This window comes from Entomomonas sp. E7T21 (assembly GCF_058693955.1).
The window spans coordinates 1662374-1687009 of sequence record NZ_CP191672.1; the positions used below are offsets into that span (position 1 = coordinate 1662374).

General features: G+C 36.2%; 24 protein-coding genes. 2 read left to right on the top strand and 22 right to left on the bottom strand.

What is annotated here, in order from left to right; genetic code table 11:
• Nucleotides 1-6: 6 nt before the first annotated feature.
• From ACQVD9_RS08070 to ACQVD9_RS08155, 18 genes are all read right to left on the bottom strand, one after another.
• Nucleotides 7-3864, bottom strand: a complete 3858-nt coding sequence (locus tag ACQVD9_RS08070; protein WP_264745538.1) for a toxin VasX — start codon at nt 3862-3864, stop codon at nt 7-9.
• A 27-nt stretch (nt 3865-3891) separates the two neighbouring features.
• Nucleotides 3892-4740: a DUF4123 domain-containing protein gene (locus ACQVD9_RS08075; RefSeq protein WP_264745539.1), complete on the bottom strand. Its 849-nt coding sequence runs from the start codon at nt 4738-4740 to the stop codon at nt 3892-3894.
• Nucleotides 4740-6905: a type VI secretion system Vgr family protein gene (locus ACQVD9_RS08080; protein WP_264745540.1), complete on the bottom strand. Its 2166-nt coding sequence runs from the start codon at nt 6903-6905 to the stop codon at nt 4740-4742. The genes ACQVD9_RS08075 and ACQVD9_RS08080 overlap by 1 nt, the downstream gene beginning before the upstream one ends.
• Nucleotides 6906-7113: 208 nt before the next feature.
• The gene (locus ACQVD9_RS08085) at nt 7114-7560 is read right to left on the bottom strand and encodes a thermonuclease family protein (protein WP_264745541.1); all 447 of its coding nucleotides are present in this window, start codon (nt 7558-7560) and stop codon (nt 7114-7116) included.
• 114 nt (nt 7561-7674) lie between these two features.
• Entirely contained in the window at nt 7675-8796 is a 1122-nt protein-coding gene (locus ACQVD9_RS08090; protein WP_264745542.1) for a hypothetical protein, read from the bottom strand.
• A gap of 284 nt (nt 8797-9080) precedes the next feature.
• Entirely contained in the window at nt 9081-9713 is a 633-nt protein-coding gene (locus tag ACQVD9_RS08095) for a plasmid fertility inhibition factor family protein (protein ID WP_264745543.1), read from the bottom strand.
• A 14-nt stretch (nt 9714-9727) separates the two neighbouring features.
• Complete coding sequence (locus ACQVD9_RS08100) at nt 9728-10129, bottom strand: hypothetical protein (protein WP_264745544.1); 402 nt, start codon at nt 10127-10129, stop codon at nt 9728-9730.
• 79 nt (nt 10130-10208) lie between these two features.
• Nucleotides 10209-10520 (bottom strand): HU family DNA-binding protein, encoded by a 312-nt coding sequence (locus tag ACQVD9_RS08105; RefSeq protein WP_264745545.1) that lies wholly within the window; start codon nt 10518-10520, stop codon nt 10209-10211.
• A gap of 59 nt (nt 10521-10579) precedes the next feature.
• Entirely contained in the window at nt 10580-11299 is a 720-nt protein-coding gene (locus tag ACQVD9_RS08110) for a hypothetical protein (protein ID WP_264745546.1), read from the bottom strand.
• A 90-nt stretch (nt 11300-11389) separates the two neighbouring features.
• Entirely contained in the window at nt 11390-14281 is a 2892-nt protein-coding gene (locus tag ACQVD9_RS08115; RefSeq protein WP_264745547.1) for a conjugative transfer ATPase, read from the bottom strand.
• A complete protein-coding gene (locus tag ACQVD9_RS08120; protein ID WP_264745548.1) occupies nt 14282-14680 on the bottom strand; it encodes a TIGR03751 family conjugal transfer lipoprotein in 399 nt (132 codons plus the stop codon). It lies immediately after the preceding gene.
• On the bottom strand, nt 14646-16127 hold the full coding sequence (locus tag ACQVD9_RS08125) for a TIGR03752 family integrating conjugative element protein (protein WP_264745549.1): 1482 nt from the start codon (nt 16125-16127) through the stop codon (nt 14646-14648). Before ACQVD9_RS08125 ends, ACQVD9_RS08120 begins: the two co-directional genes overlap by 35 nt.
• Nucleotides 16128-16134: 7 nt before the next feature.
• Entirely contained in the window at nt 16135-16986 is an 852-nt protein-coding gene (locus ACQVD9_RS08130; RefSeq protein WP_413774146.1) for a TIGR03749 family integrating conjugative element protein, read from the bottom strand.
• 3 nt (nt 16987-16989) lie between these two features.
• Nucleotides 16990-17628: a PFL_4703 family integrating conjugative element protein gene (locus ACQVD9_RS08135; RefSeq protein ID WP_264745550.1), complete on the bottom strand. Its 639-nt coding sequence runs from the start codon at nt 17626-17628 to the stop codon at nt 16990-16992.
• Nucleotides 17621-18067, bottom strand: a complete 447-nt coding sequence (locus ACQVD9_RS08140; protein ID WP_264745551.1) for a TIGR03750 family conjugal transfer protein — start codon at nt 18065-18067, stop codon at nt 17621-17623. Before ACQVD9_RS08140 ends, ACQVD9_RS08135 begins: the two co-directional genes overlap by 8 nt.
• Before the next feature lie 12 nt (nt 18068-18079).
• A complete protein-coding gene (locus tag ACQVD9_RS08145) occupies nt 18080-18433 on the bottom strand; it encodes a TIGR03745 family integrating conjugative element membrane protein (RefSeq protein ID WP_264745552.1) in 354 nt (117 codons plus the stop codon).
• A gap of 12 nt (nt 18434-18445) precedes the next feature.
• Complete coding sequence (locus ACQVD9_RS08150) at nt 18446-18676, bottom strand: TIGR03758 family integrating conjugative element protein (RefSeq protein WP_264745553.1); 231 nt, start codon at nt 18674-18676, stop codon at nt 18446-18448.
• Nucleotides 18669-18995 (bottom strand): integrative conjugative element protein, RAQPRD family, encoded by a 327-nt coding sequence (locus ACQVD9_RS08155; protein ID WP_264745554.1) that lies wholly within the window; start codon nt 18993-18995, stop codon nt 18669-18671. Before ACQVD9_RS08155 ends, ACQVD9_RS08150 begins: the two co-directional genes overlap by 8 nt.
• Nucleotides 18996-19171: 176 nt before the next feature.
• On the opposite strand from ACQVD9_RS08155, the gene ACQVD9_RS08160 reads away from it, so the two are divergent.
• Both ACQVD9_RS08160 and ACQVD9_RS08165 read left to right on the top strand, forming a co-directional pair.
• The gene (locus ACQVD9_RS08160) at nt 19172-20116 is read left to right on the top strand and encodes a hypothetical protein (protein WP_264745555.1); all 945 of its coding nucleotides are present in this window, start codon (nt 19172-19174) and stop codon (nt 20114-20116) included.
• 17 nt (nt 20117-20133) lie between these two features.
• Nucleotides 20134-21051: a hypothetical protein gene (locus tag ACQVD9_RS08165; protein WP_264745556.1), complete on the top strand. Its 918-nt coding sequence runs from the start codon at nt 20134-20136 to the stop codon at nt 21049-21051.
• Here the strand turns inward: ACQVD9_RS08165 and ACQVD9_RS08170 are convergent.
• Genes ACQVD9_RS08170 through traD form a run of 4 tightly spaced genes read right to left on the bottom strand, consistent with a single transcriptional unit; the run spans nt 21044 to nt 24631 of the window.
• On the bottom strand, nt 21044-21340 hold the full coding sequence (locus tag ACQVD9_RS08170; RefSeq protein ID WP_264745557.1) for a hypothetical protein: 297 nt from the start codon (nt 21338-21340) through the stop codon (nt 21044-21046). The genes ACQVD9_RS08165 and ACQVD9_RS08170 overlap by 8 nt on opposite strands.
• A gap of 10 nt (nt 21341-21350) precedes the next feature.
• On the bottom strand, nt 21351-22085 hold the full coding sequence (locus ACQVD9_RS08175) for a TIGR03747 family integrating conjugative element membrane protein (RefSeq protein ID WP_264745558.1): 735 nt from the start codon (nt 22083-22085) through the stop codon (nt 21351-21353).
• A gap of 9 nt (nt 22086-22094) precedes the next feature.
• Nucleotides 22095-22403: a hypothetical protein gene (locus ACQVD9_RS08180; RefSeq protein WP_264745559.1), complete on the bottom strand. Its 309-nt coding sequence runs from the start codon at nt 22401-22403 to the stop codon at nt 22095-22097.
• Between the two features lie 11 nt (nt 22404-22414).
• Nucleotides 22415-24631: a type IV conjugative transfer system coupling protein TraD gene (traD, locus tag ACQVD9_RS08185; RefSeq protein ID WP_264745560.1), complete on the bottom strand. Its 2217-nt coding sequence runs from the start codon at nt 24629-24631 to the stop codon at nt 22415-22417.
• Nucleotides 24632-24636 lie beyond the last annotated feature (5 nt).

Below are 24636 nucleotides of genomic sequence, written 5' to 3' on the forward strand. Positions count from 1 at the left end.
ATCCTATTAACTACTTGTAACAGTGGGTACCCAAATAATTTGGGGGCTATTTTGAGTTAAACTGGTACCTAACTGTTGTTCTTTAGGGATAGACTTTTGATGATAATCATCTAATACCATTTTACAGGGAGTATTATAGGTTTTATCATTCAGTTCTAACCGATATAGATAGTGATCTGTTAACTGCTCATTGTTTTGGCTATTAAATACTATTTTAGGGTAAGTTATTTTAACTTCTAAAGTAATATGAGTATCTTTATCAATACTTGCTGTATCTAACCAAATATATAAAAGTCTATGTTTATTGTCTGCACTATAATATGTATCTGCTTGAACTGTTTTTAAGGGATACTTCGGTAGTTGTAATGGCTGATCTGGTTTAGAAGTTTTTGCCCAATAACGAGTTTGTTCTAATTGCTGATAAAATGTAGTTGATAAGGGTAGTTTCTTCTGGGTTTTAGTATCTACTAAAAGTAGATCTATTATAATATTATGTCCCTCCATTTTTTCTGGAAGTGCAATCCCTACCCAAATACTTTCATGGGAATTGCCTAACATTGCCCTAGTTCGCTCATCAGGGCTTAATAATTGTTTAGCTAATGGATTTACAATAACTGTAGGTTGTAGTACAGCTTTATAAAGCGCATGGTATTCTTGTAGATGCCCATTTTCAGTATCAGGCCAAAAGTTTTCATTTTTGCCCCAACTGCAACGATGTAACCATAAACGAACGCCATCACGTTTATAGTATTTAGCATAAGTTGATACGGCTAAATAAATTACACCTAAAATTAAAGCAGCTATCGCAAAGCCAGGATGTAAAGCAAACCAACCAAATTTAAACCACACCGCAGTAAATGATAATAATGTTTGAATGCCCATACTACCTGCCATAAGGCCTAGTATAAAAACTTTACCCCAAGCCCAGTAATGTTCTTCTGTACTGGTTGTGTTTTTAAGCTCATCTACTGCTCCCCATAATTCAAATCCAGCAGCAACAGTACCTACTAATGACATCATCATAAAACCACTACGTAAACTAGACATTAAATTAGCTATTTCTACCCTTGTACCACTGGTTCGAGCAAGCCAATAATTTAAGCTTCTGGAAACAACCCTTATTTTTTTGTTAAATAAATGAGGGCTAATAGAACTAGCAACAGGCGAAACCCAAATAGACATAGCTGTGTTTATAGCATAACCTGCCGATGCTACAAATTCTTTCATTTTTTCAGGGGTATAGCTCTGTTGTAGTTCTTTGGCAACAGAGCCAAAGTTGTAGAGGTTGGCTGCTAATACAATCAGTGGTAGTTCGGAGCCTTTGATTATATGGCGTCCTTGGGTTGTCCATTCTTTTACTAAGGCCAGTGTTTTGGTGTCACTGGCTCTGCTGAGTAGGGCATTTAGCAGTGGTCTATAGTTCATAATAGGTACCCCTTGGTGGCTTGTGCCTATTTCTATATACCATTTGTACGGTGGGGTTGACTCTAAAAGGTTGAGTTGTTGTTTGGCAAGGGTTATGGCTTTTTTATCGGTCAGTTTTGTAATTTCTTGTTTTTTTGCTTTTATCGCTGCTTGCCAATCTGCCATTTCTGTGGCAAAGCGTTGATTACGGGTGAGGTATATTTTTTCTCCAGAGGGGCCTAAGTTAACAATGGTTGCTTTAGCAGCATAGGCAAGCAGGCTGACATTGTCTAGGAGAGCCATTGTGTTGTTAGCAATACCTTGTAGGAGGTATTTGGTGCTGTTATTGCTCATTTTATAGAGCGTGTCAAAGAGCTTGTGGGTTACGTCATCTAGGGTTTTGTAGAGGGCATGGTTTTTTACCATGTCTAATGAGATAACACTGGCAATTTCATTAGCCCGATTAACTGCACTGACTTTGTCTAAGGCTCTCAGAATGCCTTCTCTTTCTCCTAGTAATCCTTGTAGTTCGGGTGTTTGACCTTGTTTCGCAGTAGCTATTTTTTGTGCTAGTTGTTTTTCTGTAAGTGCTTCTATCTCAGCAATAATGTTCTTGATAAATTCGTAGAGTTCTTTGCTAAAGTTGTAGTGGGCTAGTCCAATAAATACTTGGGGATCATTGAATTGTAGTTTTATCCATTCTTTTCCTTGGGCAGTTTGGTTTAGGAAGGCGGTGATGGTTTCTGTTGTTTCAAGCAGTTCTTTTGCTTGGTCTTCATCAATGGGGTCTAAGAATACAGATTCTACATTGCCATCTAGTTTATTGAGCCATGCGATAAGGTCAGGTTGGTATTTGTGTATATGGTCTTGATAGCGTTTTTTGTCTTTGGCTATTTGGATAAGGTAGTCTACCATTTCATCAAAGCGAAGGTCTTCTCGCCATGTTTTTACGGTATCCCATTCTTTGTATTTTGCACGCCATCTTTCGGATAGGTGTATGGTAGGTGCATTTTGACTAGCAGGGAATATATCGTCTAGTGCTATAGTATGGTGGGTACTGGTATCTTCTGGTTGATATTCTTCTACACGGTAATGCCATTTCTTTTTGAAGTCTACATATTGCCAAGCGAGCTCATCACGCTGTCTAATTTTGTAACGACCACTTTCGCTCATAATGTCTATATTGGGATTAACTGTGCCAGGTTCCCATGTACGGGTTTGTTTTTCTAGTAGGGCATAGATGTCTTTTAAGCATTCATAGTATTCTTCTGGCTTATTTTCATTATGGCTAATTCTATCGGGTACAAAGTCTTTTAGTTCTGCCCCTATAAGCCCTAGACATTGTTCTGCTACACCTGCTTTATGGGCGTTGTCTTGTTCAAACTGGTAGCCTTCGCCCCATCTGCCTGCTAGGTTGATGGTAAGGTCGTCTATTATGGCCAGTGGGTCATCTAGTGCCACAAAGATACCTGTATCCATAGTAGGCATAGCCCCTTGGATGGTGGTTTCATTTATGATGGGTTTTATATGTTGTGTTTCTGCTGCATCACTGGCTTGTGAAACCGTAGGTGTACTGGTTGTGGCAAAGCTAGGATTAGGGTAAGGATTTTTTTCTATATAGCTTTTGTGGTGTAACGCATTTGGTTTTATATCTGCAACATATTTACCTAGTTCAGCAATGGACTTAGTATGTGGTAGTGTTCTGTCTTGATCTGTACAGTAGGTATTTAAATCTAGCTGTCTTGCCCATTTACTAAAGAATGGTGTACACAGTTTTATTTTTATTCTATCTGTACAGCGCACCGCTGAATAGGATAAAAATATTCTGTGGGCTTGGTATTCAAGGTATTTTTTTGTGTCACCTTGTTGTGGTTTTTGTTGGTTATCATTTTGTTTTTTAGGGTCACGCTGTTTTTCTTTGGCATTGCGGTCAAAAATATTGATTAAGGTAAAGGTATCGCCTTTAATTTCGTATTCATGGAGTTCATCATCTGTCCAGTCGTAAACATAAAGCCAACCATCTCTTAGTTGACGTAAGGTATAGCTACGGGTATTTATTTGTGGAAAGTATTTTTTAGGGGTGAGTGGCCAATCCCAATCATCAGGAATTGGATGCGCTCCTTGTGAGGTTCCTTTTTTAGTTGGGGATTCGTCTATTGCGTAGCGTACAGGAAAGATTCTGATTTTATCTAGTATAGGACAAGTGCCTATACCTTTAGGATCGGGTTGGAATGCGGTATTAAGGCTGTCTTTTCTAGCCTGTTTACGGTTTGTTGATAAGGGGTTATTTAGTTGATTGGTGGTTTTATCAGGAATAATAAGTGTTTGTGCAGGGTGTATTAGGTTGTTATTGACAGGGATGTTATTTGCTTGTTTAAGGTCATTAACAGAGAGGTTAAATTTTGCAGCTATTTGGGCTAAGGATTCACCTTTTTTTACGGTATAGGTTGTTTGTGTCATGATGCTAGTATTTCCTTATTAATCCTGTTAGCTTAGTTCTATAGTATAGTCATAAAAGTGTTGTATTTTTATATCAATAGGTAAACTTTTGTATTGACTATTTTGTTGTAGCCATTGTTGATAGGGGCTATTTTCCTGACTGATAAAATCTAGTCCATAATCTGTACACAGGTCTACCCATTGTGCAATAGTACGTTGATTGGTTAGATTATAAGTATTTACTTTAACCATTGCTAGCTCAAACCATTGACTAATTTGCTCAGCTGTTTTGGATTGTAATATGTCTGCACGCTCAGTTTGTAACCATTGGTATAGTTTATTTTTAAAACGAAAGTCAGCCGCTTGATCTAATGCCTGTACTTGTGGTTCGTTTAAATAGTCTAGCCTAATGTGAGTAAACGTTGCCTCTGGTAGAGGTGCAAATATTTGCCATTGTGCAGTTTGTGGCTGCTGCCAATCAGGTATGGGGTTACTGACTTGCCATGTTTTAATTGGGCCAAAAATATCCAGTGGGATATTTCCATGATAGCTGTTTAGCCAATACCATGTGGTTAATGGATCAGCAAAACGAAATAAGGCATTACTACCTGAATCATCAGTTACCGTGATAAATTGTTTAAGGTGTTCTGCTACAGTCTGTAAAGATTGATCAGTTTGTAAAATAGTGGCACTGTCTGCCCAATCTTGTTGGATTTGCGTGATGAGATGCGAGCCATTTAGTGCTGCCACCAGAATTGGTCCTAAGTCGTAATTATCTTGAAAACATGTTCCTATATAAAGTGGAATAACTTGTATAGGCTGTTTTGCCTTATACACCTCTTTTATAGCGGTTTGACGCATTACGCCATCTATTAATGCATAGGTATTTATTGTCATTATGCACTCACTCTAGTCTGTTCTGCTGCCATTTTTTCACAAATCTCACAACGTGGTTGTGATTTTAATAATGCTTGGCGTTGGGCTAAGACCACAGGGGGTGATGTTGTGGCTGCTACTTCTTTATCGTTACTTAAAGGTGGTAATGGTACAGAAGGTGTACCCATCATAGGTATACCACCTGTCCATTGGGGTTGAGTCATCCAAATACCCATTGGATTAAGCACGATATGTTGACCAGCCGCTTTAAGAGTAAGACTAAGACCTCCATCTATCACTGTCTGGAGACCACTTTTAAGATGGATCTCCATACCTGCTTCTACGGTTTTAATGGTACCTATGGTTTCATGTTCTGAGATGCCTACTGTTTTATAGTCATTCATCAGTATTTGAGTTTTGCGGTCAAGTTCTGTTAAATGATGCTCCTCACTTTCTTGCTTTTGATAACGGTTCTTTTTAATGGTTTCACTATGTTCGTTGTTTACCTGAAGGTGTGAGTTATTATTGACTTGCACTATATGATTATTCTTAGTTAGCTGATCAAAGTCCTTCTGAGCTTGCACAAAGATTTGTTCTTCACCTGCCTTATCTTCTATTCTAAACTCATTAGAACCTACACCACCTTTAGAAGAACTTGTTTTAAATACGGATCTGGTTTTATTAGCAGGTAACTCATAAGGTACCTTATTAATGCCATTATGTAGTGCACCTACCACAAGAGGAAAATCAGGGTCACCTTCCTCATATTCCACTAAAACCTCCATACCCACACGAGGTATGACAACGGTGCCATAAGAATTATGTGCCCAATTACTGGCTACTCTTACCCAATGAGAGGAGTGCTCGTCGTAATTACCTTCTCTGTCCCAGTGACACTGAATTTTTATGCGGCCATACTCATCGCAATAAATCTCCTCCCCTGTAGGACCACACACAATAGCTGTCTGTGCACCTAATATCTTAGGCTTAGGGTATAACCTCTCAGGTCTATAAGGTACATCTTGGGGAGACAATACAAACACATTTCGATAGCCTTGAGCAAAATCCTCTAAAGGAAATTGTAATGTTTCAGAAAAGGGATAATTAATATACCGATATAATTGACTATTAGTAGTAGCACTATTAGCAGTATGCATATCACCAAAGGCTTCCAATACCGCAGGTTGTTTCCCTGCATGACAAATCTCACGAATTAACCAAGGCTGTTCCACATCTTTTAAGAGATACCCTGTTACCGTAATAAACAACCCTGGATGAAGCCCTATGACATCACTATTGGCTTCGGCTAACACTTGAGTAGCTCTTAAACGCTCTATTTCAATCTTAGCAAGCTGATCGGCTCTTTGTTTATTATCATGTCTACTGGGATAATCATAACTTTCTAATGGGGGTTCTATGGCTTCATTAGCTTTATCACTTTGTAAGCCTTGGGCATTGCCTTCAGGAATCTTCATATTAGTAAAATTATAATTTCTAAAAGAAGCTTCAGTAGTACAACTGGATAGACCAATATCAAACGACTTAATCACCCGTTCATCAGCCACAAAGCCTGTATCACTCACATACTTAATTGCTTGAGACAAACTAGAAAAAAATGGATTAGCATCCGCAAAAGTTAATGTATGACCTTCTTTACTATGTGTAAAAAAGTAAAAAATACCCTCAGATTCAGCTAAATGATTAATGAAACTATAATCGTCCTGATCATATTGAGTGCAGTATTCACGGATAGGATAAGACTCTTTCAATTTAAAAGAAAAGTCATGACCTTGCGCTAAACCATATTCAGACAATACCGTACTGATAATCTCTGGAACAGTTTTATTACGAAATACCCGTTGATTGACCCGTTTTTTGAGATGAGAAAGAGTAGGGGTAAGTACAACTTTAAAGGTAGCATAATGCTTACCAACAGCAGCTCGCTTAACGTTTTGAATAACGCCATGACAGCCAGTGGTTTTATTACTATCAAAAGATAAAAAAGCAGGTTTACTTAATAACTGAGTGATATCATAGCGAAGATGATCACAGACCAAAGTGATCTCAACAGCATAATCACTGGAGATGGCTTCCAAACCATTAAATGATAATACCTGCAATGTTGCTTTAGTATCTAATCCTTGTACATCCAAATAGAAATGGCTAGTATTGGCTGCCTCAAACATCGGTACTCCCTATTTAATCCAATAGAATAGATAATCATATCCTTAATACTAAAGTCTATCTGGTTGAAGATTGAAAGTAAAAAGTGCAAACTACTATTTTAGTATAATAGACAAGTTAATAATTATAATATAGTGCTAATTATTGCAAGTGTACAAGACATGGACAAAATACAACAAATACTTGCTGAGAAGTAAAGAGCATCCAATTTTATTTATTTTTTACTTTTTTACTCTTTCTAAATTCCCAAGGAGCAATGGCTTTTTGAGACCATAGACCAACTTTATTGTGTTTAGCTATCGCTTGTTCTTTATCATAACTACCATTTTTCTTAGTAAATGGGTAGTACCACGCCATACCTAATTGGATCATGCTTAGATTAATATCCTTCTTTATAGTGCAGCTAGGGTTAGATTTTGTGGCAGCAGGGTAGCTACATACTATTGTTTTATAATAAATAGTTCCTAATATTCTTCTATATTTATCCTTTCCATGTGTTCTTATACTGACTTCTTTATTAAAAATTAGATCAGATAACGCTTGTTTAGAACGATTGCCAAAGTCTTGGCCTTTTTCTGGAGCATCTATTTGATAGAGTCTTACCTTAATTTGTTCTTTTTGAGTAGTTAAGCAAGTGATAGTGTCTCCATCACTCACACCAACTACTTTACAATTGATTGTGTCAGCATAAGATATGGAGGAAATTAGGAGTAGGGTAAATAGTAAATATCTCATCATAATACATCGTCTAATAGGCAGTTATTTACCACATTAACAACAAGCAATTGTAAAATCTTCTAGTTGTATAAGACTATTATTAGTAATCTCATAAACAACATATCTTGCACCTTCTGAGGATAGGTGTGTTACAAGATATAATTTATTATTTATTTTAAATAAGTCATATCGTTGTACATGAGTAACAGATGAAATAGTATCTTTATTTCTAGTGATCAGAAAACCACCTTCATTATATTGAAGGTATATTAATTGAAATTGTTCATTAATCTGCTGAATAGTAGCTTTAGTTTCTGAAATAATATTACCATCCTTTCTACCATCTATAAGCTCTGACCATTGAGTGTGTTTAAGCTGTTGTTTTAGCTGATTTAGTTGTTGCAGGGACATATTTTGTGACTGATAAAACAGTATATCTTCTGGTGTATCGTTCCCTTTAAAAGCTAGAAGGTATGGTGTATCGTCACCTGGATATTCATAGGGTTCGTCTATTAAGGTAATGTGTGACCCAATAAAATCATAACCATACCTTAAAGTAGTTATTGATTTAGCTATTTGTTGATAGGGTGAAACTAATAACCATCTCTCATGGGTAGGATATAAACCATCTAAACCATAGCTATTACAGCCAATAAGAGCAACATTAGAAGTTACATTTAGCTCCATATTAATAGTTGAAATAAGGTCTTGAAAGTGGCCATCTGAATGTATTTTTATTGGAGTTTCATCATAATCTGAACCAAAATTATTGTAGGCATATAGCATAATGGTTTTTTCTTGGGTATTGAGTATGGAATATATAGGTGTATCTGGATAGTTTTTTAATGTCGCAGCAACAATACGGTGATCAATATATTTTCCACTAGATGAATAGTTTACTAGCACAAGCTTATTTTTATCAGCATATAAGGTACTCTTGATATTAGGTAGTAGTGCAAACTCATCTAGTACATAGAGTTTTTCACTTCTTTTATCTGGAATCTGGGTGGCAACTAGTTTTGAGTCTTTTTTAATATGAGTAGTAAGCTTTATATCTAATCCAATTTCTTGCTGAGACCAATTTATTGGCCATGATACCTTATTTATTGACTGTGCATTTACTGAAAAAATAAAACACCATAAAAGAAAAAATATATAAAGTTGTTGTTTTAGCATAGCATAGTCTTTAAATGATGTATTTATTAGAATAATGCTTTGCTTGTAACTTAGCAGAAGTATCTAACCCATTCCCATTAAAATGGATGCTATTAGTCGCCTTAAACATAGATATGCCTCATATTATCTAGTGTTAACTATTTATGGTTATATTCTTAATACTAATACTTAGGCCGATCTTATTGAAGAAGGTAAGTAAAAAATGCGTATTCATGCTTTGGCATAGTATCTAAATAAATAGATCACTGTCAAACAGTGGATATACTAATGATTAGCACGAGATATTATGTGTTTTTAAACATGTCACACACTGATATTGGCTCATCGGTTAATCCTGCAATAATATTTAAGTTATTAGCACTGTCTAAACTATTAGTATACACAGGAAATGATGAGGCATAGTTAGCAATAAGCCATATAGTTCTAGTTATACCATCTGTAAAAGATATTGAAGGTTTATTTTCTACTACATCCATATTAATAGTTGCTAAAGAAACAGGCCATGTAATACCTTTAGAAAATCCTTCTTCTGCATATGGGTATTTGTCATCATCTGGTAAATCTCTCCTGAGCTTACAAGAATAATTCGTCTTATCATTAGAAATTAGTGCATCATTTAGCAAGAGCAAGTAAAGCAGTTCAGTATCAACATATACTAAAAAATCGTTATCATGAACATAATTTGGCTTATCATATTTCATATACTGATCTTCTTTACCAGTAAGAGAAATACGCCATACTAAGCGTGTACTAGTGTGCTCAATAAGATCAGGGGGAGGGGGAGAAACATGCTGTTTTAGTGACTCTCTTAACAGTACTATTTCTTCAGCAAGTAAAAGATTGTAACCAGAATATTGAGGAATAGTTCGTTTAGGATAGATGTACTTTTTTTTGAATAGATTAAATAAACCAAACATAATTAACCATTTCCTTATATTAATATTTTATTTTTTAATGGATACCCAAAACCATCACAATAATAGTAGATATCTATAATCTGGTTATCTATTGAATAAGTAATTTTAGCAGATATTTTTCGTTTATAGGTTTTTTTCAAGCAGAGTTGTTCTTTAATAACAGCACAATCAATATTATTAGAAACGTACTTATTAATAGTTTTCTCAATTTCTGATTTTAATGAACTGTTAAAATTAAGCCGTAGTTTAAAGTCTTTTATATAAGATACATAGCGTATCATGCCAAAAACAGCGATTAATAATGGAATACAGTCGATGGCTTTATCAGGATAATATAATGACCATGCACTTAGCATAAAAAAGATAATATAAAGAAAAATAGAGAATCTATTTAGATAGATATATTTAAATTTCAAAAAATACCCAGTTATTTTAAGTATCATGAGGTAGGAAAGTTAAAAAATAAACCCAGTTAAAACTGGGCCTATTATAAAATTATTTCTTTTTAGACTTTTTAGACTTTTTAGCTGAAGCAGTATTAACAGTGTCTTTTAAAGTCTTGCCAGGTTTGAATAGAGGGGCTTTTTTAGCAGGTACTTTAATTGGCTTGCCAGTTTGTAGGTTACGTGCCATACGTGCCGATCTTTCTTTTACAGTAAATGTGCCAAAACCTACTAAAACTAATGAGTCACCTTGCTGTAAGGTTTCAGTTACCGTTTCTAAAAAAGCATTTAGTACTTTAGTTGCTTGCGTATTAGGAATGTCTGCTTTTTCACTTATTGCTTTAACCAGTTCTGCTTTGTTCATTACTTATTCCTATAAAATATATAATTGTAAAAGAATTATACCACATCGAATGAAGCCACCTATTCATTGCCACTAAGATAGAGTGATTTTATTTTCTCATTAAGTGGTAAAATTGAGTAGCCAACCTCCTCATCTCCTTCAAATAAGCACTCAAAACGTGAATCCTGCCTATTAAAATAAAACTCCTCCATAGTTAATTCAAACTCAGCCAATACACTAGTGAAATTATCGTACTCTTTGTATGCATTATGTTGAATGAAATCTTTTAGATTTCCTTTTTTATTTACTTTCATCTCTTGTTTAAGGACATTAGGTTGCTTTATCCAGTGATAAAATTTATCAAAAAAATAATCACTATAACCATCCAAATAAACACTTAAACAGATAAGTGAAGCGGCATACTTTGGTCTTTCAATATTTTTTTGATTAGGTAAAGGTCTTATATGTAGATACCAATAGCCCAGATCAGGATCAAAAGCTGCCAGTAGTGCTAATAACTCACACCCATCCTTTCTAGTACCATAAGGCTGCTTATAATCTACCATTAAACGACTAACTGTTAAAATACCTACCGTATCAACTAGTACCCCCGAGCATATATTTTCTATTGACCCTTGTAAATCGTTCTCTATCATTTCATTAAGCAGCATTGTATCCACACCTGATTCTGCTAAAAGCTTATCATGTTCGTCCTTTATTACTGCTAAACTTTCTCGTGCTTTATCTAAGTTAATATCTGGAGCAATCCTGTCATAAAGCTTTTTTGTAAAATCAGTCATATATAATTTTTTCCATTATTTATTAAAGTAAATCGTTTATAAAAAAATATTTAGCGTATCAATGATAAAATCATATAAATCTAAGTTATTTTATTCCTTAGTTTCAAAAAAATGTTTCCAAGGTAGTGTTGCTACACCTCTTGCCTTGTCTAATATTTCAGCCTTAATAAATACTGCCTCAAGCTCAGAACAGTTATGTTGTTTCATTAAATCATGACGTTCTTTCTTCTCCTCTGGCTCAGTTTCTGCAAGTGCTAATACTAAGCTAGGTGGTACAGCTCTAAACATAAGCTCATTACGCTTAGATAAAATGACGCCTTCAGTATATTTACGGGGTTCTTTAGAGGCTGAAAGTAGTAATTGCCTTTGTGGTTCATTTAAGCTCTTAAATCGAGCAATAGCATTGATCTCATCAGGTGGCATATTTAAACAGCACCACCATTCGATCATGTTCAACATGGTTTCAGCTGCATCAGGAAAGTCAGCTAAGTTTTGTGTAGCGAGCCAAAACCATGCACCCAATTTACGCCACATCTTAGTAATTTTGACTGCATAAGGAGCTACCAGGGGATTTTTAGTAATAATATGCCCTTCATCGGTGATCATAATAATCGGACGACCTGAATATTGGTCACGTTCAGCAATATTATTAACGGTATTCATTAAGGAAATATAACTAATGGCCATCTGTGCTTCGTAACCTTCACGAGCATAAGTAGCAAGGTCCACAACCGTTACATCTGACTCAGGCCATGTCACACCCTCACGATTAAATATCTCCCCATCCATGCCTTGCGTAAACAGTAGCATAGACTCAGCCATCTCATTAATGCGTTCGCTGCGAATTTCCCGTAGAGTAGGGTCTTGGGAGGCTAGTTTTAAGGCCTTATAAATATCCTCTGTTAACACAGCCCTGTTTTCTTTTACACAAAGTGCTGCTGCATCTAAAATACATTGACGTATTAGGGAGCGATCAGCACGAGTAAGACGGTGTTCTTCTTTAGGTTCACCCCCAGTAATCATCAGTCTTGCAATGATTTCTAGTTCACCTAAGATATCACGCTGCGAGTCTGCTTCATCTTCTTCCTCACTAGTGGGTAAATCATCTTCAGGCTTGTCGGAATCTACTTCAAAAGTAGCCACTACATCAGGTTTTTCAATTAATAACTTAGCATCATTAAAAGGTGCTAAAGTAATACCAGAGCCTTGTTTTAAGGAAACCTGGTTGACACTTAAGTCTTGTAATTTAAAGAACTGACCTAACAGACCAAAAGAATTACCTGCCTCAACAATAAAAATACGAGGGCGGTACACAGCCATTGCTTGCATAATAATGGCTACTAAGGTAGCTGACTTACCTGCACCTGTAGGACCAAAGATAAGCATATGAGCATTCATGGCTCGATCTAATTGGGATAATGGATCAAGAGTGACTGGAGAGCCACCCCGATTAAAAAATGAGATACAGGGATGCCCCGTACCCACTGATCTGCCCCATAAAGGAGCTAAATTAGCAATATGTTGAGCAAAGATATACCTTGTATACCAATTTTTACGATCCTCATTAGGATTAAACACCATTGGTAGCCATCTAATATACGAATTACAAGCTGCTACTTCTTCACCATCACGCACAGGCTGTAGTCCTGCATTGGTGATGATATTAGTCAGCTGAATAATACGTTTTCTAAGGTGCTTTTCATCGTCTGCTCTCACATAAAAAGCAATGGTACCTTTATACAACTTATGCTTGGACGCAATAAGGCTTCTAGCATTGTTTACATCACTACGGGTGGTGGTAGAAGCGATATTATCGCCAATGGCTTTTTTAAAGAGTAAATTAAGATGATCCTCTAATACATCCTGTGGTGTAACTAACATTGTCATAGATAAAATAGTGTTTTCAGGTAGTCTATCAAACATTGCATTTAACTGATCACCTACCTGAATTTCCCCTGTGAGTTGTCCTACTTTGGGTGGGTCTCTCAGTTGATCGACCACTACAATCTTATGTGGCACATCATCAAAGTACCATAAACCTTTTTCAATATCAGAACGTGGCTCATTAAAAAATAAACGTTCAGCAAAATCATGATCAAAAGGTAAGTCTAATAACTCATTATCATCAGGATCATTGGCTTTACGGTTTAAGTAAGGTACTTTACGGTAAAACTGAATAGGGTCATCATCGGTTAATTTAGGACTGGGGTTAAACCAAGGCATTAACCATTGATAAAAACCTTTAGCATCCATCCGATTGGCTTTAATAGAAGCACCTGCTAAACCTACAGTGACTTTTTCACAGGTTTGATTAAGTAATTGTTCTGGAGACTGTTGACCTTCTTTTACCTTATGATTAGGTAGTAACCAACGATAGATGACTAAACGAGTACATCTATTTTGACCACGCCAAGGCAATTTAGTAATTTTGTTATCAACAAATAAACCACCTGATTTAGTGATTGACTGAGTATGGAGTTCTGTCAATGCTAAATAATAATCACTATAAGTAGAGCCTTTGGCTTGAGGCTTTATATAATCAGCTAATTGGTCTAAATAAGGAGTAAAATTATTATCATCTTGGCAAAAGAACTGCACCACCCAAGGTTCTGTGTCTAGCTCATCAAAGCTGTCTTGTAGCGCATCTTCAACAATGTCTCTGGCATTTTGTAACCAATCCGAGGTTCTTCCTTCAGTGCCTATAGGCACTAAATCAAAGATCGCACCTACGGACTTACCATCCTCTAATAAAAAACATTGCCCATCTTCTAGGTACTCCACCCAAGGTAAAAAATCAGAGAACCCTGGTTGATGGGAATAGATTTTCTCTTGTTCATCTAATTTAGTAGCTCTTGGTTGCTTGGGATTACGCCATGATGATATTGATTGATTAGCGTTAGTGCTAGAGTTTTCAGTCGTTTCAGTTTGCTGCGCTGCTACCTGTTTTTTAGTAAATAAAAACTGTTTTACTTTATCTAACATTTAATAATCCTCTTTACGTTCACCAGGCATGGCATATTGCACTTTGCTATAAAGGGGAAAAACAGTAGAGTATCCTGGTACGGGCACTTGCTCTGCACCTGCTAAGTGAGGGTATACATACATCACCAAGTCAGGGTTGGGCAAACGTTGAAATTGGCTATTAATTTCATTAATGGCTGTACGGGTATAAGGCTCTTGTAGCTCATGGGGAATATCTACAGAGCGTCTTAATGTTGATCGGGTATCTAATAGTTGTTGATTAGTACCCGTTCCTGAACTATTAAAGACTTCCATCATGGTTTTACCATCATTAGGAAACATCTTATCCTTAGAGGTATAACAACCCGTTAATACCAAAGCTAAACTAATCAAGAGAACTGTTTTTTGTAGTGTATGCATTGTGTCTTACCTTTCTACCATTAGGTTCATAATCAATCATAATTTCTTGGTCAATATGCACTGCAATCTCAGCATGAGGCGGTACATAGATAGCTGCAAAGGCCTCACCATAGAGTTTATTAACCCAGTTACGTACATCCTCAACACCACCCGATAAAATAGTATTAAGTGCACCATTACGATCACTAGAAGTACTGTTATTACTGCTGTAATAACCGCCATTACTGCCTTTATCATCTTTACTTAATACAGAAGCTAAACCTGCACCTGCCGCAGTAATTAATGATTGAGTACCAATGTACTCTTTAGCATTGGATTTGCGTTCACCACTGACACAAGGAATACCCACAGGATCAGAGATATACCCTAAACCACCTCTGATTTTGCTAGTATTGGTATTACTGGTGTTATTATTACCATTGGAACGTGAAGCTTTAACAGGTTCTGGCACCGTGCGAATAGTGCCATCCTCAAATACAAAGGTAATGGAGTCAATCTGACCTCGTACACAGGATAATGTCCAATCACCTGTAGCAGTGCCTGACATCACTGCACTATGCACTTCAGGTAAATCAAAGCCATTGGCTGCTAGATTATCTTTACCTACTAACACCTTAAAAGGGTAGGGATCTGATACTGTACCGTTAACAGGTACTCTACCGATCAATGCAGTCATCGCAGTGGAACCCACAAAAGTAGAGTTTTGTGCAATCGTATACACAGGTTTCTCATCCTTTAAACGATCTTCATCTGAGTAATGTACTTTACGTAGCTCAAGTGGCTTTTTTACTTGATCTAAACTGTCATTAAAGCTTTTGTTCTTTTCTGATACAGTACTACCAAAGGCATTAGGAAAAGCAAAGCCAGTATTCTTTTGATTATTTCTAGGGTCAACAACAATAGCATCATCTGGTTCAACCCAAATAATACCTTTAGGCTCATTATCCTCATTGGCTAAGTTAGAGCCACCAATAGGTAGCTGAGCGTTTTGATTACTTGTTAAATCACCGATCTTGCCCTGAAGGAAATTAAACTTATCCATAATGCCCTTGGTTTTGGTATTAAACTCCTTATTGGCATTTTCTTGTGCTTTAAGAATTTCCTCACGTGCATTGGCTGTTGCATCAGAAACTGCCTTATTAATTCGACCAGTAAAGTCAGATTCTCTTGCTCTTAAGCGATCATTCTCTTTTAACAACTCATCATTCTTATTCTTTACATCCTGAATTTCCCGACGGGTTTGTTTCATCTGACCTAATAGCGTAGCTAATGTATCTTTTGCAGTATCTCCTTCGATACCTAATGCTTTGGCTTCATCGGCTGACAGATGTAATGAGGGATCATCAGCAAAAGAGCCACTTTTTTTACCACTAGGAACTAATACCAGAACTAATATAAAAGCGATCACACCTACTACAATAAACTTTAAAATAGCATTGCTTTTCATGGTGCTATTACTCCTTTGTCTTACTTATTGAAGTAAATAGAAATCGCTCAAGCCCTGCACCTTGAGTCACTAGGTAGAGTGTGGTGGTATCTTCAGCAGTTTTAATCTCACCTAAGTAACTGTGTTGAAAAGTAGCTGCATAAAAATTACCCTGAAGCTTACGAGGATCTAAATTGATCTTAGTAAATCCTTTATTAACAAGCTTAATAGCCGTTACATAATGATCACCTAATCGCCATGCAATTAATGCGTTAGCTTCTATAGGATAGGTGGGTAGTAATGTTTTTAATTGTGCTTGCGTAACTCTAATAGGTACTCGACTAATACCTGGTATGGGTTCAATAGTGCGTAGTGGTGCATACAAAGATTGAGCAGCATAACGAGTTAAAGCGATAGGGGCAGGGGTTTTAATTGACTTTGCTACTTGTGCATCATGGTATTGTTGCTCATCATCTGTAAGACTTAGCTGTGCATCTTTAGCGTCAATGATACGCACAGGTTCAAGTGCTCGATCACCCTCAATAGTAGCAATATCTATCAGGATAATTTCACCTGTTTCCACTACTTGTACTTGCAGACGAGAAGGGGCGATCTGATCATTGGCCAATAAGTACAATGCTCCACCTGTAGATTGCACTCTAAGCTTATTTCTAAGAGAACCATCAACACCAACACGAACATTCTTATCTAAAAAAATAACCCGCTCTTGACCTAATACTAAAGGGACTGCAAGGGGTAAACGTTCCCACTTTAATATCTCTACAGCTGAAGCTGTTATTGGTAATATTGTGAATAAGCCTAACATTAACCACTTTTTTACATAGTTTATATATCTTAAATGTTTTACATATCTAAACATTATCTATTTCCCCTCTGGTATTTCGAGTTTCTGAGGTGTGGTGATAAAGCAATCAAGCATTAAGCCATACGGATTTCTTTCAGGATCTGTATCAAACCGAATAATCCGCAGTGGATAACGGGCAACTGCTCTTTTTACTGGCTCAGAGAGATAGTATTCATCAGCATTTAAATCGAGATTGACTTGCCAAGTATTCCTATCCAGTTGCTTAACTCGATGAGTGGGATTATCTGCATAGCCACGCCCTAGAATTTCATACACGCCACGCACCCGATTACGGAGCTCACCTGCATAACTACGTGTTTCGTAATCATCTTCAAGCACTGCCTTACACTTAGGCGTTATAAAATGCTGATAAGCATTAATATTATTTTTGTAATCAACCTCGCCATTGCTCGGCCAACGATTGATTTGGGTAAATAAATACAATGCAAAACCATACACATTTTCAGGTGGAATATCCCACCATAAACGTGTACTACCTGCTCTAAGATCTGGAGGTACATGTACGGTTAGCTTTTCTGGAGATTTAGACCACCCATAACCTAAATACAAACATAGAATAAATAGAGCTAAAATAACTATTCTAAGTGTCTTAATATGAGAGTCTTTAGCATCAGAAGCATTTTTAAATTTACTCATCGACTTGTTCTTCCTCGTCTAAATGATTTAATTTATTAATAAGTTTTTCACGAAAAGGTTCTGTACGTCTGATAGACCAATGACCCGAACGAATAATGAGTGCCTTACCCAATTGGTACCCCCACCCAAACTGGGCAGTCCACTGGATTTTTCGATAAAACCAGGTGTCTGGCTTATTACGTTTAGCGCGTCTTAAAGTAGTTGAGGTAATCCATAAGGCAATGGCAGTAACAAGCATCATAGAGGTAGGTATTAAAAAGGCCTTACCTACAATGATAAAAACCATAATACCGATCACAGTACCTACGATTAACCCTGCAACAAAGGTCACTATTAACTCATCAGAGGTGAGTCCCCGTAATACTACGGGGAACTTGTTGAGACGCTCAGGTATGAAAGTAACAGTCCCTTCATGATTGTAGAAGTCACGTTCTTCCATAAACAGAACCCCTTATCGACTTGAAGCTGCTTCATTAGCTTGGTTAAGAAGCCAAATAGCAATCACAATTAGCACAGCACCCACTAAGATACACATGCCCAGTTCTGCCCAAGTTTTTTTACCTTTTTGTACATCAGAGTAAACAGCTACGCCATACCAAGCTACAGCGATAAAAGCAATGACACAGATACCAATACCGATGATATTAGAACCTGCTTTAATCCATTCAAAAATCTGATCCAGTAAGCCACCTGAATCGTTAGGATTTTGCACCGCAGGTAATTTGGCATGTGCATTACCATAAGCTAGGGCACACATAATTAAAGCTAAATGCTCTTTTTTCATTTGTTTAAATCGTTTTAACATGCATTGAGTCTCCTAAAGCACAACATAAAAGAAGATCCCTAGACCACAGGCTATACGAATTACACCACCACTGAGTTTGGCAAAAGTTAAGTTTCCTGAAGCCCACCCTCTATATAAAGTAACAACAGTCCATGCTGCCCATAAGAAAGCAATAGTTGCGATAAAGGCTGAATTTAAGAGACTTAACCGATCAATCGAAAAACCCGCAGCATTTTGGAATGCGCTGCTTTGTGCATCATTCATGAGCAGATCCCTTGTTATCAATACGATAATCTGTATTAAGTTCAAATAACTGTCTCGGTTGAGCACGTGATGGTTCAAGGTAATGTAAAAGACCTTGACGAATAGCTTGTATATCTTTTTTTAGTCCAGGGTAATCAAAACTAAAACGATCATTTACAGAAGTAGTTGAATTAGCCTTACTCTGACTTGCTAAGACATCAATATTATCTAATTGAATTAACATTAAACGCAGTTGCTCACGTTCATAATCTGAACCTGCCATTGCATTAAAACTAAATAAACTAAAAATAATAATGAAAGATCTTATAAAAATGCTCATTAAACAAACTCCAATAAATGATGTTTCAGTGCTTAATGAGGATCTAATAAAAACAGAACAAAAACAGTGTCTAAATAAAAATTGGTCATTTTTATTTAGAAAGGATATATTTAATTCTTAAGTACTTGATTAATTTTAATTGTATTATGAATGGCTTTTATAAAGGAGTTATAATTATGGACAAAGGAGTAAAAAAGCTAGGTGAGATAAAATTTAAATTCTCGCATCTTTATATTATAGATATGCTTGGTGGTGAGGATAAAATTATTGAACTACCTCAAGAGGCTGTGGAAGATTGTAAAGATAGGATAAATACAGCAGAGCTTCTTCTTAAAAATCTTACTGGCAATAACGGATCATTTACCCTTAAGTATTGTAAAATCCATAATAAACCAATGTTGGAAAATTTATTAGAAAAGATAAACGAGAATGTTAAAAAAGAAGGAGAATTCCCTATTTTACACTTCGAGTGTCATGGTCATAAGAGTAATTTAGGCTTAATGATTTCATCCACTAATAAACTTGTGAAATGGGATGAGCTTATTCCATATTTTATAGACATTAATAAATATACTAAAAATAATTTTGGTGTGGTATTAGCAAGTTGCAATGGTCTAGGTATTCTAGAATCTGTAGAAATACCTATGGGAAGTCCTTTTGGTTTTCTAATAGCAACTGACAAAGAGGTTGCAGATATTTATATTAAGCAGTTTATGGACTTTTATAATATTTTGTTTTATACAAATGATATATCAAGGGCAATGGAGAGTATTGCATCCGAATTTAAGTCTTTTATAAGTCAACAGTTATGTATAATTTTTATGTCTCATTTGCTATATTCACTTAAAGAACGCAAAAGTAGAAATGATTTTAAAGAGTATCTGACTAGTGAACTGAAAGATAACTTATCTTCTTCAAATTTAACTCCTATTAAAACTATTAGGAATGATGCCAAAAATAAAATAAAAAACATGAAATATTATTATGAGTTGTCTGCTAAGAGATTTCTTCATGGAGCAGAACCTTACCCTTACGAAGAAGTTGATGAACTTTTTCAGCAGTTAAAAAATGATAGAGAGGTGCAAATTATACTGAAATCCCGAAAGGAGAAGAAAAAATGATGTTTTTTTCAGAATTATTGTCACCTTTATTAAAAATTGCCAGATTATTTCCTGCTTTTTTTGGGAAAAAGAAATCTCATCCTTTTAAAAAATTAGAGGCAAAGATTATTAATAGGTGTATTGTAGCGGAGTTGCCTGAAGTAATTCCTTTTAAAATAGTAAATGAAGCAGGGGATCAATATAAAGGTATTTATGTAATTGGTCTTTTAATCTGGAATACAGGCAATCAGGCGATTACCAAAAAAGATTTCCCTAAAAAAAATCCATTAATTATAGAAATAGATAAAAATACTGAACTAGCAGGTTATGATGTAATTCCAGTATATGAGGAGATAAGCTGTAGTTTAGAAAAGATTGAAACAAATAAGTTAAGGTTAAGATTTGATTTTCTTAATCCTCAAGAATATGTTGTTATTCAGTTATTTGTAACTAGCGATCCTTATGTACCTGTTAATATTTGTGGGCGTTTTTCAGGACAGGAGGAGCCAATAGATCAGACAGCCTTAGAAGCTAAAGCTTCTTTATCAGAGAGATTTATTGCTTTTTTTATGCTCATATTGATTTTTAATGCAATGCCTGTTTGTTTTATAGCATTAGGGTTTATCTATGTAAATTATGGATTTGATATGCTGATAAATGATATGGATAAAATACCTAGTTATTTATTAAGTTCAGTTTCCACAGGCGTAATAATGTGGCTTTTGTTTATTTATTCAAGACTAACTTACTGGTTTGAAAAAAAGAAATACCCTAAAGGTTATCCATTAATGGCAGATTTGGAACTGCCTATCTGGGGAAGTGTTAAAGCTTTTTTTAATACTTTGTTTTTTGGGAAAAAGCAAAGAGTATCTGTATCCCTTTTTAATTGGGGTGAACCAGTCTTGTTGTCACACCGTAAAGTACCCCGAAAAAATGCTAATGATTGGGTTATTTAATTCTTTTCCAAAAAAACACTATCCCATCCGTAATATTGTAAGCAGATCCAGTAGTAATACCTTGCTCCGTTGGCAATAAATCTATTGCGCGGAGTAGGGCTTGAGTACTCACTAATTCATAGCCTTGTTCTTCATAATGTTTCATGTGTTCTTGGATTTGATTATTAAATAACAGTGTCTCAGGTGTTTTAGGCTGTTCTTTGTTCTTAAACAGTTTATTTATAAATCCTGATTTTTGTTCAATAGTGTGAGGTACAACTAAATAACTAGAAGTGTGTTGAATGGCCATAAAGAACTCCTTATAAATATTTTTTAAACGTTGCAGCAGTAATAGTAATTGCTAAACCAAGTGCAAAAGCACAAGGCATCAGTATTAACAATGGGTTTACAGAAATAGGGCAAGATAAATAAATTAACCAGGGCGCAACAGTTAATGTTGGAATATACCGTTTAGCTCGATGATAGATAAAGCTAGACTCACGACCTGCACCAAAGCGACGTAGATCCCGTCTTACTAAACCTTCTGTAATACCTGTTAGGGAAGCCAATGCAAATAATGGAATAGATAAGATTAGAACACTTAATCTAACAATAAATGTTAATGTGACATAAATAATGGCCATTAGATAATCTTCAATGGTTATATAGATTGAAGATAAGGTGCTACTTATATCACTACCATACATACTGTTATAGCGCGCTTTTTGGGTAAACTCAACAAAGCCAGTTTTCTCAAATCCCCATGTATAAGCTTGATCTAATAACCAATGGGCAGTAGTGACAGGTTCAGCCATTAATAGCGATTGCTTGAAACTATCATTAAGCCATCCTAACTCCACTTTAAACATCTGCTCACTGTGGTGCCATCCCTCGTTATTCCAGAAGAAATAGATGCCCATCCATTCAAAAATAACCGATAAGAATAAAGAAAATAGTAAAATCATAAAAATACGTATCAATAAACTAATGAGTTTACCTAACATTCCCTGACGTTTATTTTGTACATTTTCTGCGGCACTGACTGAGCTAGACATAGTGATTCCTTAATGAATACTAGAAATATCTATATTTAAATACAGTAAAACAGAGCCTACACAGGGATCTTCTACCATTAATGCTTCTTTAGGTGACTCTAATTCATTGGTATACTTGTTGCCTAACTGCACATCCACCTTTCTTGGTAAAAAACCAAGTTTCTGTAATTCATCTATTAGCATTTCTTCAGAGTCCAATTTAAATAGGCTTTCTTTACTCACCGTTTGTTGTAACAACTCCGAAGGAGAGCTTTGATCTTCACAGTTAAAAAGGGTGATAGATTCGATAACAGTTTTGGTATTGTTTATATTAGTCATAGGAAACATTACTATTCATCCAAATAATCATATTGCGCTATAGGCTCTTGTACTTGATTAGTCATAGAAATATCATTTAAAAAATCCTGATCAATCACCTCATCAGGTATTGTTGCAGGTATATCAGTATAGGATTGTATTAGCTCATTAAAGCCATCAATGGTAGTAGGACCTGTTATTGATGATTTCCACCATTCACCTGCACTGGCGTTATAGGTATTACGCATATCATTAACAATGTCCTGAAGGTTTTCAGGAAGAATGTCATCAGGATCGGGTTTAGGTAATGGCATTCTTACTTTCCATAATTCTCCACCTTCTTGCAATGAAAACATCTGACCTTTAGGTAGCTTAGTCATAATGGCAGGTTCTAGCATAGGTACACTGGTTTGACTAACACGATCTTGTGATGAGGATGTAAACTCTGTATTGGCTGTTGGATCTGCTACATCCGTAGCACCCGATACGAGGGTATTGGTTAAAATATTTACTTTAGGTAATTGGTTAGTGAGTAACTCCCCCGTTTTAGGTTCACGTACTCTAAGCATTTGCAGATTATTAAAGTTACCTATTACCTGACCTGCTTTAGCCGCATTGCCTATACGTGCTTCAATATCACTTAGGGTTTGCGTATAAGCAGTCACTTGAATACCTGCACCCCCCCCTTTATTGATTAAAGGAATAAACTCATCGCCCATTAACTCATTGAACTCATCCGCATGAATATTAATAGGTATTTTTTTAGTATCAGCTGCGCCTGGTAAACCTTCATTTATACCATGCTTATAAATCCAACCTGCTACGGATACTAAATCAGCAAACATCGAGTTCCCCACAGCAGCAGCAACTTCTGTATCCGACATTGCATCAAGGCCAACATACACCACACCACGTTTACGAATAACCTGCATCCAATCAAAGATTGGGCGATCATCCGTTAAATCTGAATAATTAGGAGCTAATAATTCAGCGGTCTTACCAGAGGTGAGCTTCTCAAGTAAAGGCAGTAGGGAAGCCACAATCTTATCAAAGTAAGTTTTATCATAACGTATTGCTGAACGTAAACCATCCAACACGGGCTCATAGGTTTTAGAGGCCGAAATATACTGATCAATAGCAATAACCCGTCTTTCCCTGCCTTTCATATTAAAAGGTAGATTTCTTTCATCTATACTGCCTTCAATTTTTACAATTATTTCAGCAGCATTAGGTTGATGTTTATTGAAATACGTCATGGCATACTCAACAAATAACTCATCCATATTGATCACATAACGGGCAATTTGTGCATAATCAGGGCGTTTACCAAGGCCTACTAAGGCTCTAGCAATAATATTCACAAATCGCCAAGCAAACTCTTTAAATGCTGCACTATTACCCGATCCACTTAATTGACCTGCTACCCTAGAAGCTACCTCAGAAACACGTCCAAAACGTCCTACCGCGTTATAACGAGCTGATAATTCAGGGTGGCCTAGATGGAACATATAAAACTCATTTAAACGACCTGCACGTTTACATTCTGCATAGACACGTTTAAGAAGATCAGCGTCACCTTTCGGGTCAAATACAATAACCACATCACCACGATGAATGTCTTGGGTTACATAGAGCTCGCAAAGCCTAGTTTTACCCACACGAGTCGTACCAAAAACAACGGTATGACCAACACGCTCGCCCAAAGGTAAATAAGCATCTGCTTCATTCGGTTCTACACCATGTATAGTGGATTTACCACCAACAGGGGGTAATGGTCGCACTGGGTTATACCAGGCATCTTTTTGGGTAAACTTAGCAATAGAGGATAACGGGGTATTTTCAAGTTTCTTTTCTAAATAACGAGCAAAATTAAATAAACCCGAAGGCGTAATATACTTCTGAACATTAGGATCTTCTGCATCCAATAAACGTTGAGTATGCTCTCTAGTCCATTTAAAACCTTTACCCATAAAAAGGTATTGTTTGCTAACAGGTACTTGTTTAGAGGTCATTTCATAACGAGGTAAACGTTTAATATTACGTTGATAACGTAACACCTCGTAGCCTTCTTTAGCTCGCACTGCACCAAACGCACCAAAGCCTAACGCAGTGTAAATCCCAATTTGTGGGGTGAGGGCAAAAGCCCAAGGAGAATATAAACATAAACCTGCCGAACTAAAACATACAGCAGCTGTATAGAGTTCAACAGGTGGTCTTAGTTTAGTTTCAAGTATATGCTTTTTTGCCATAGCCT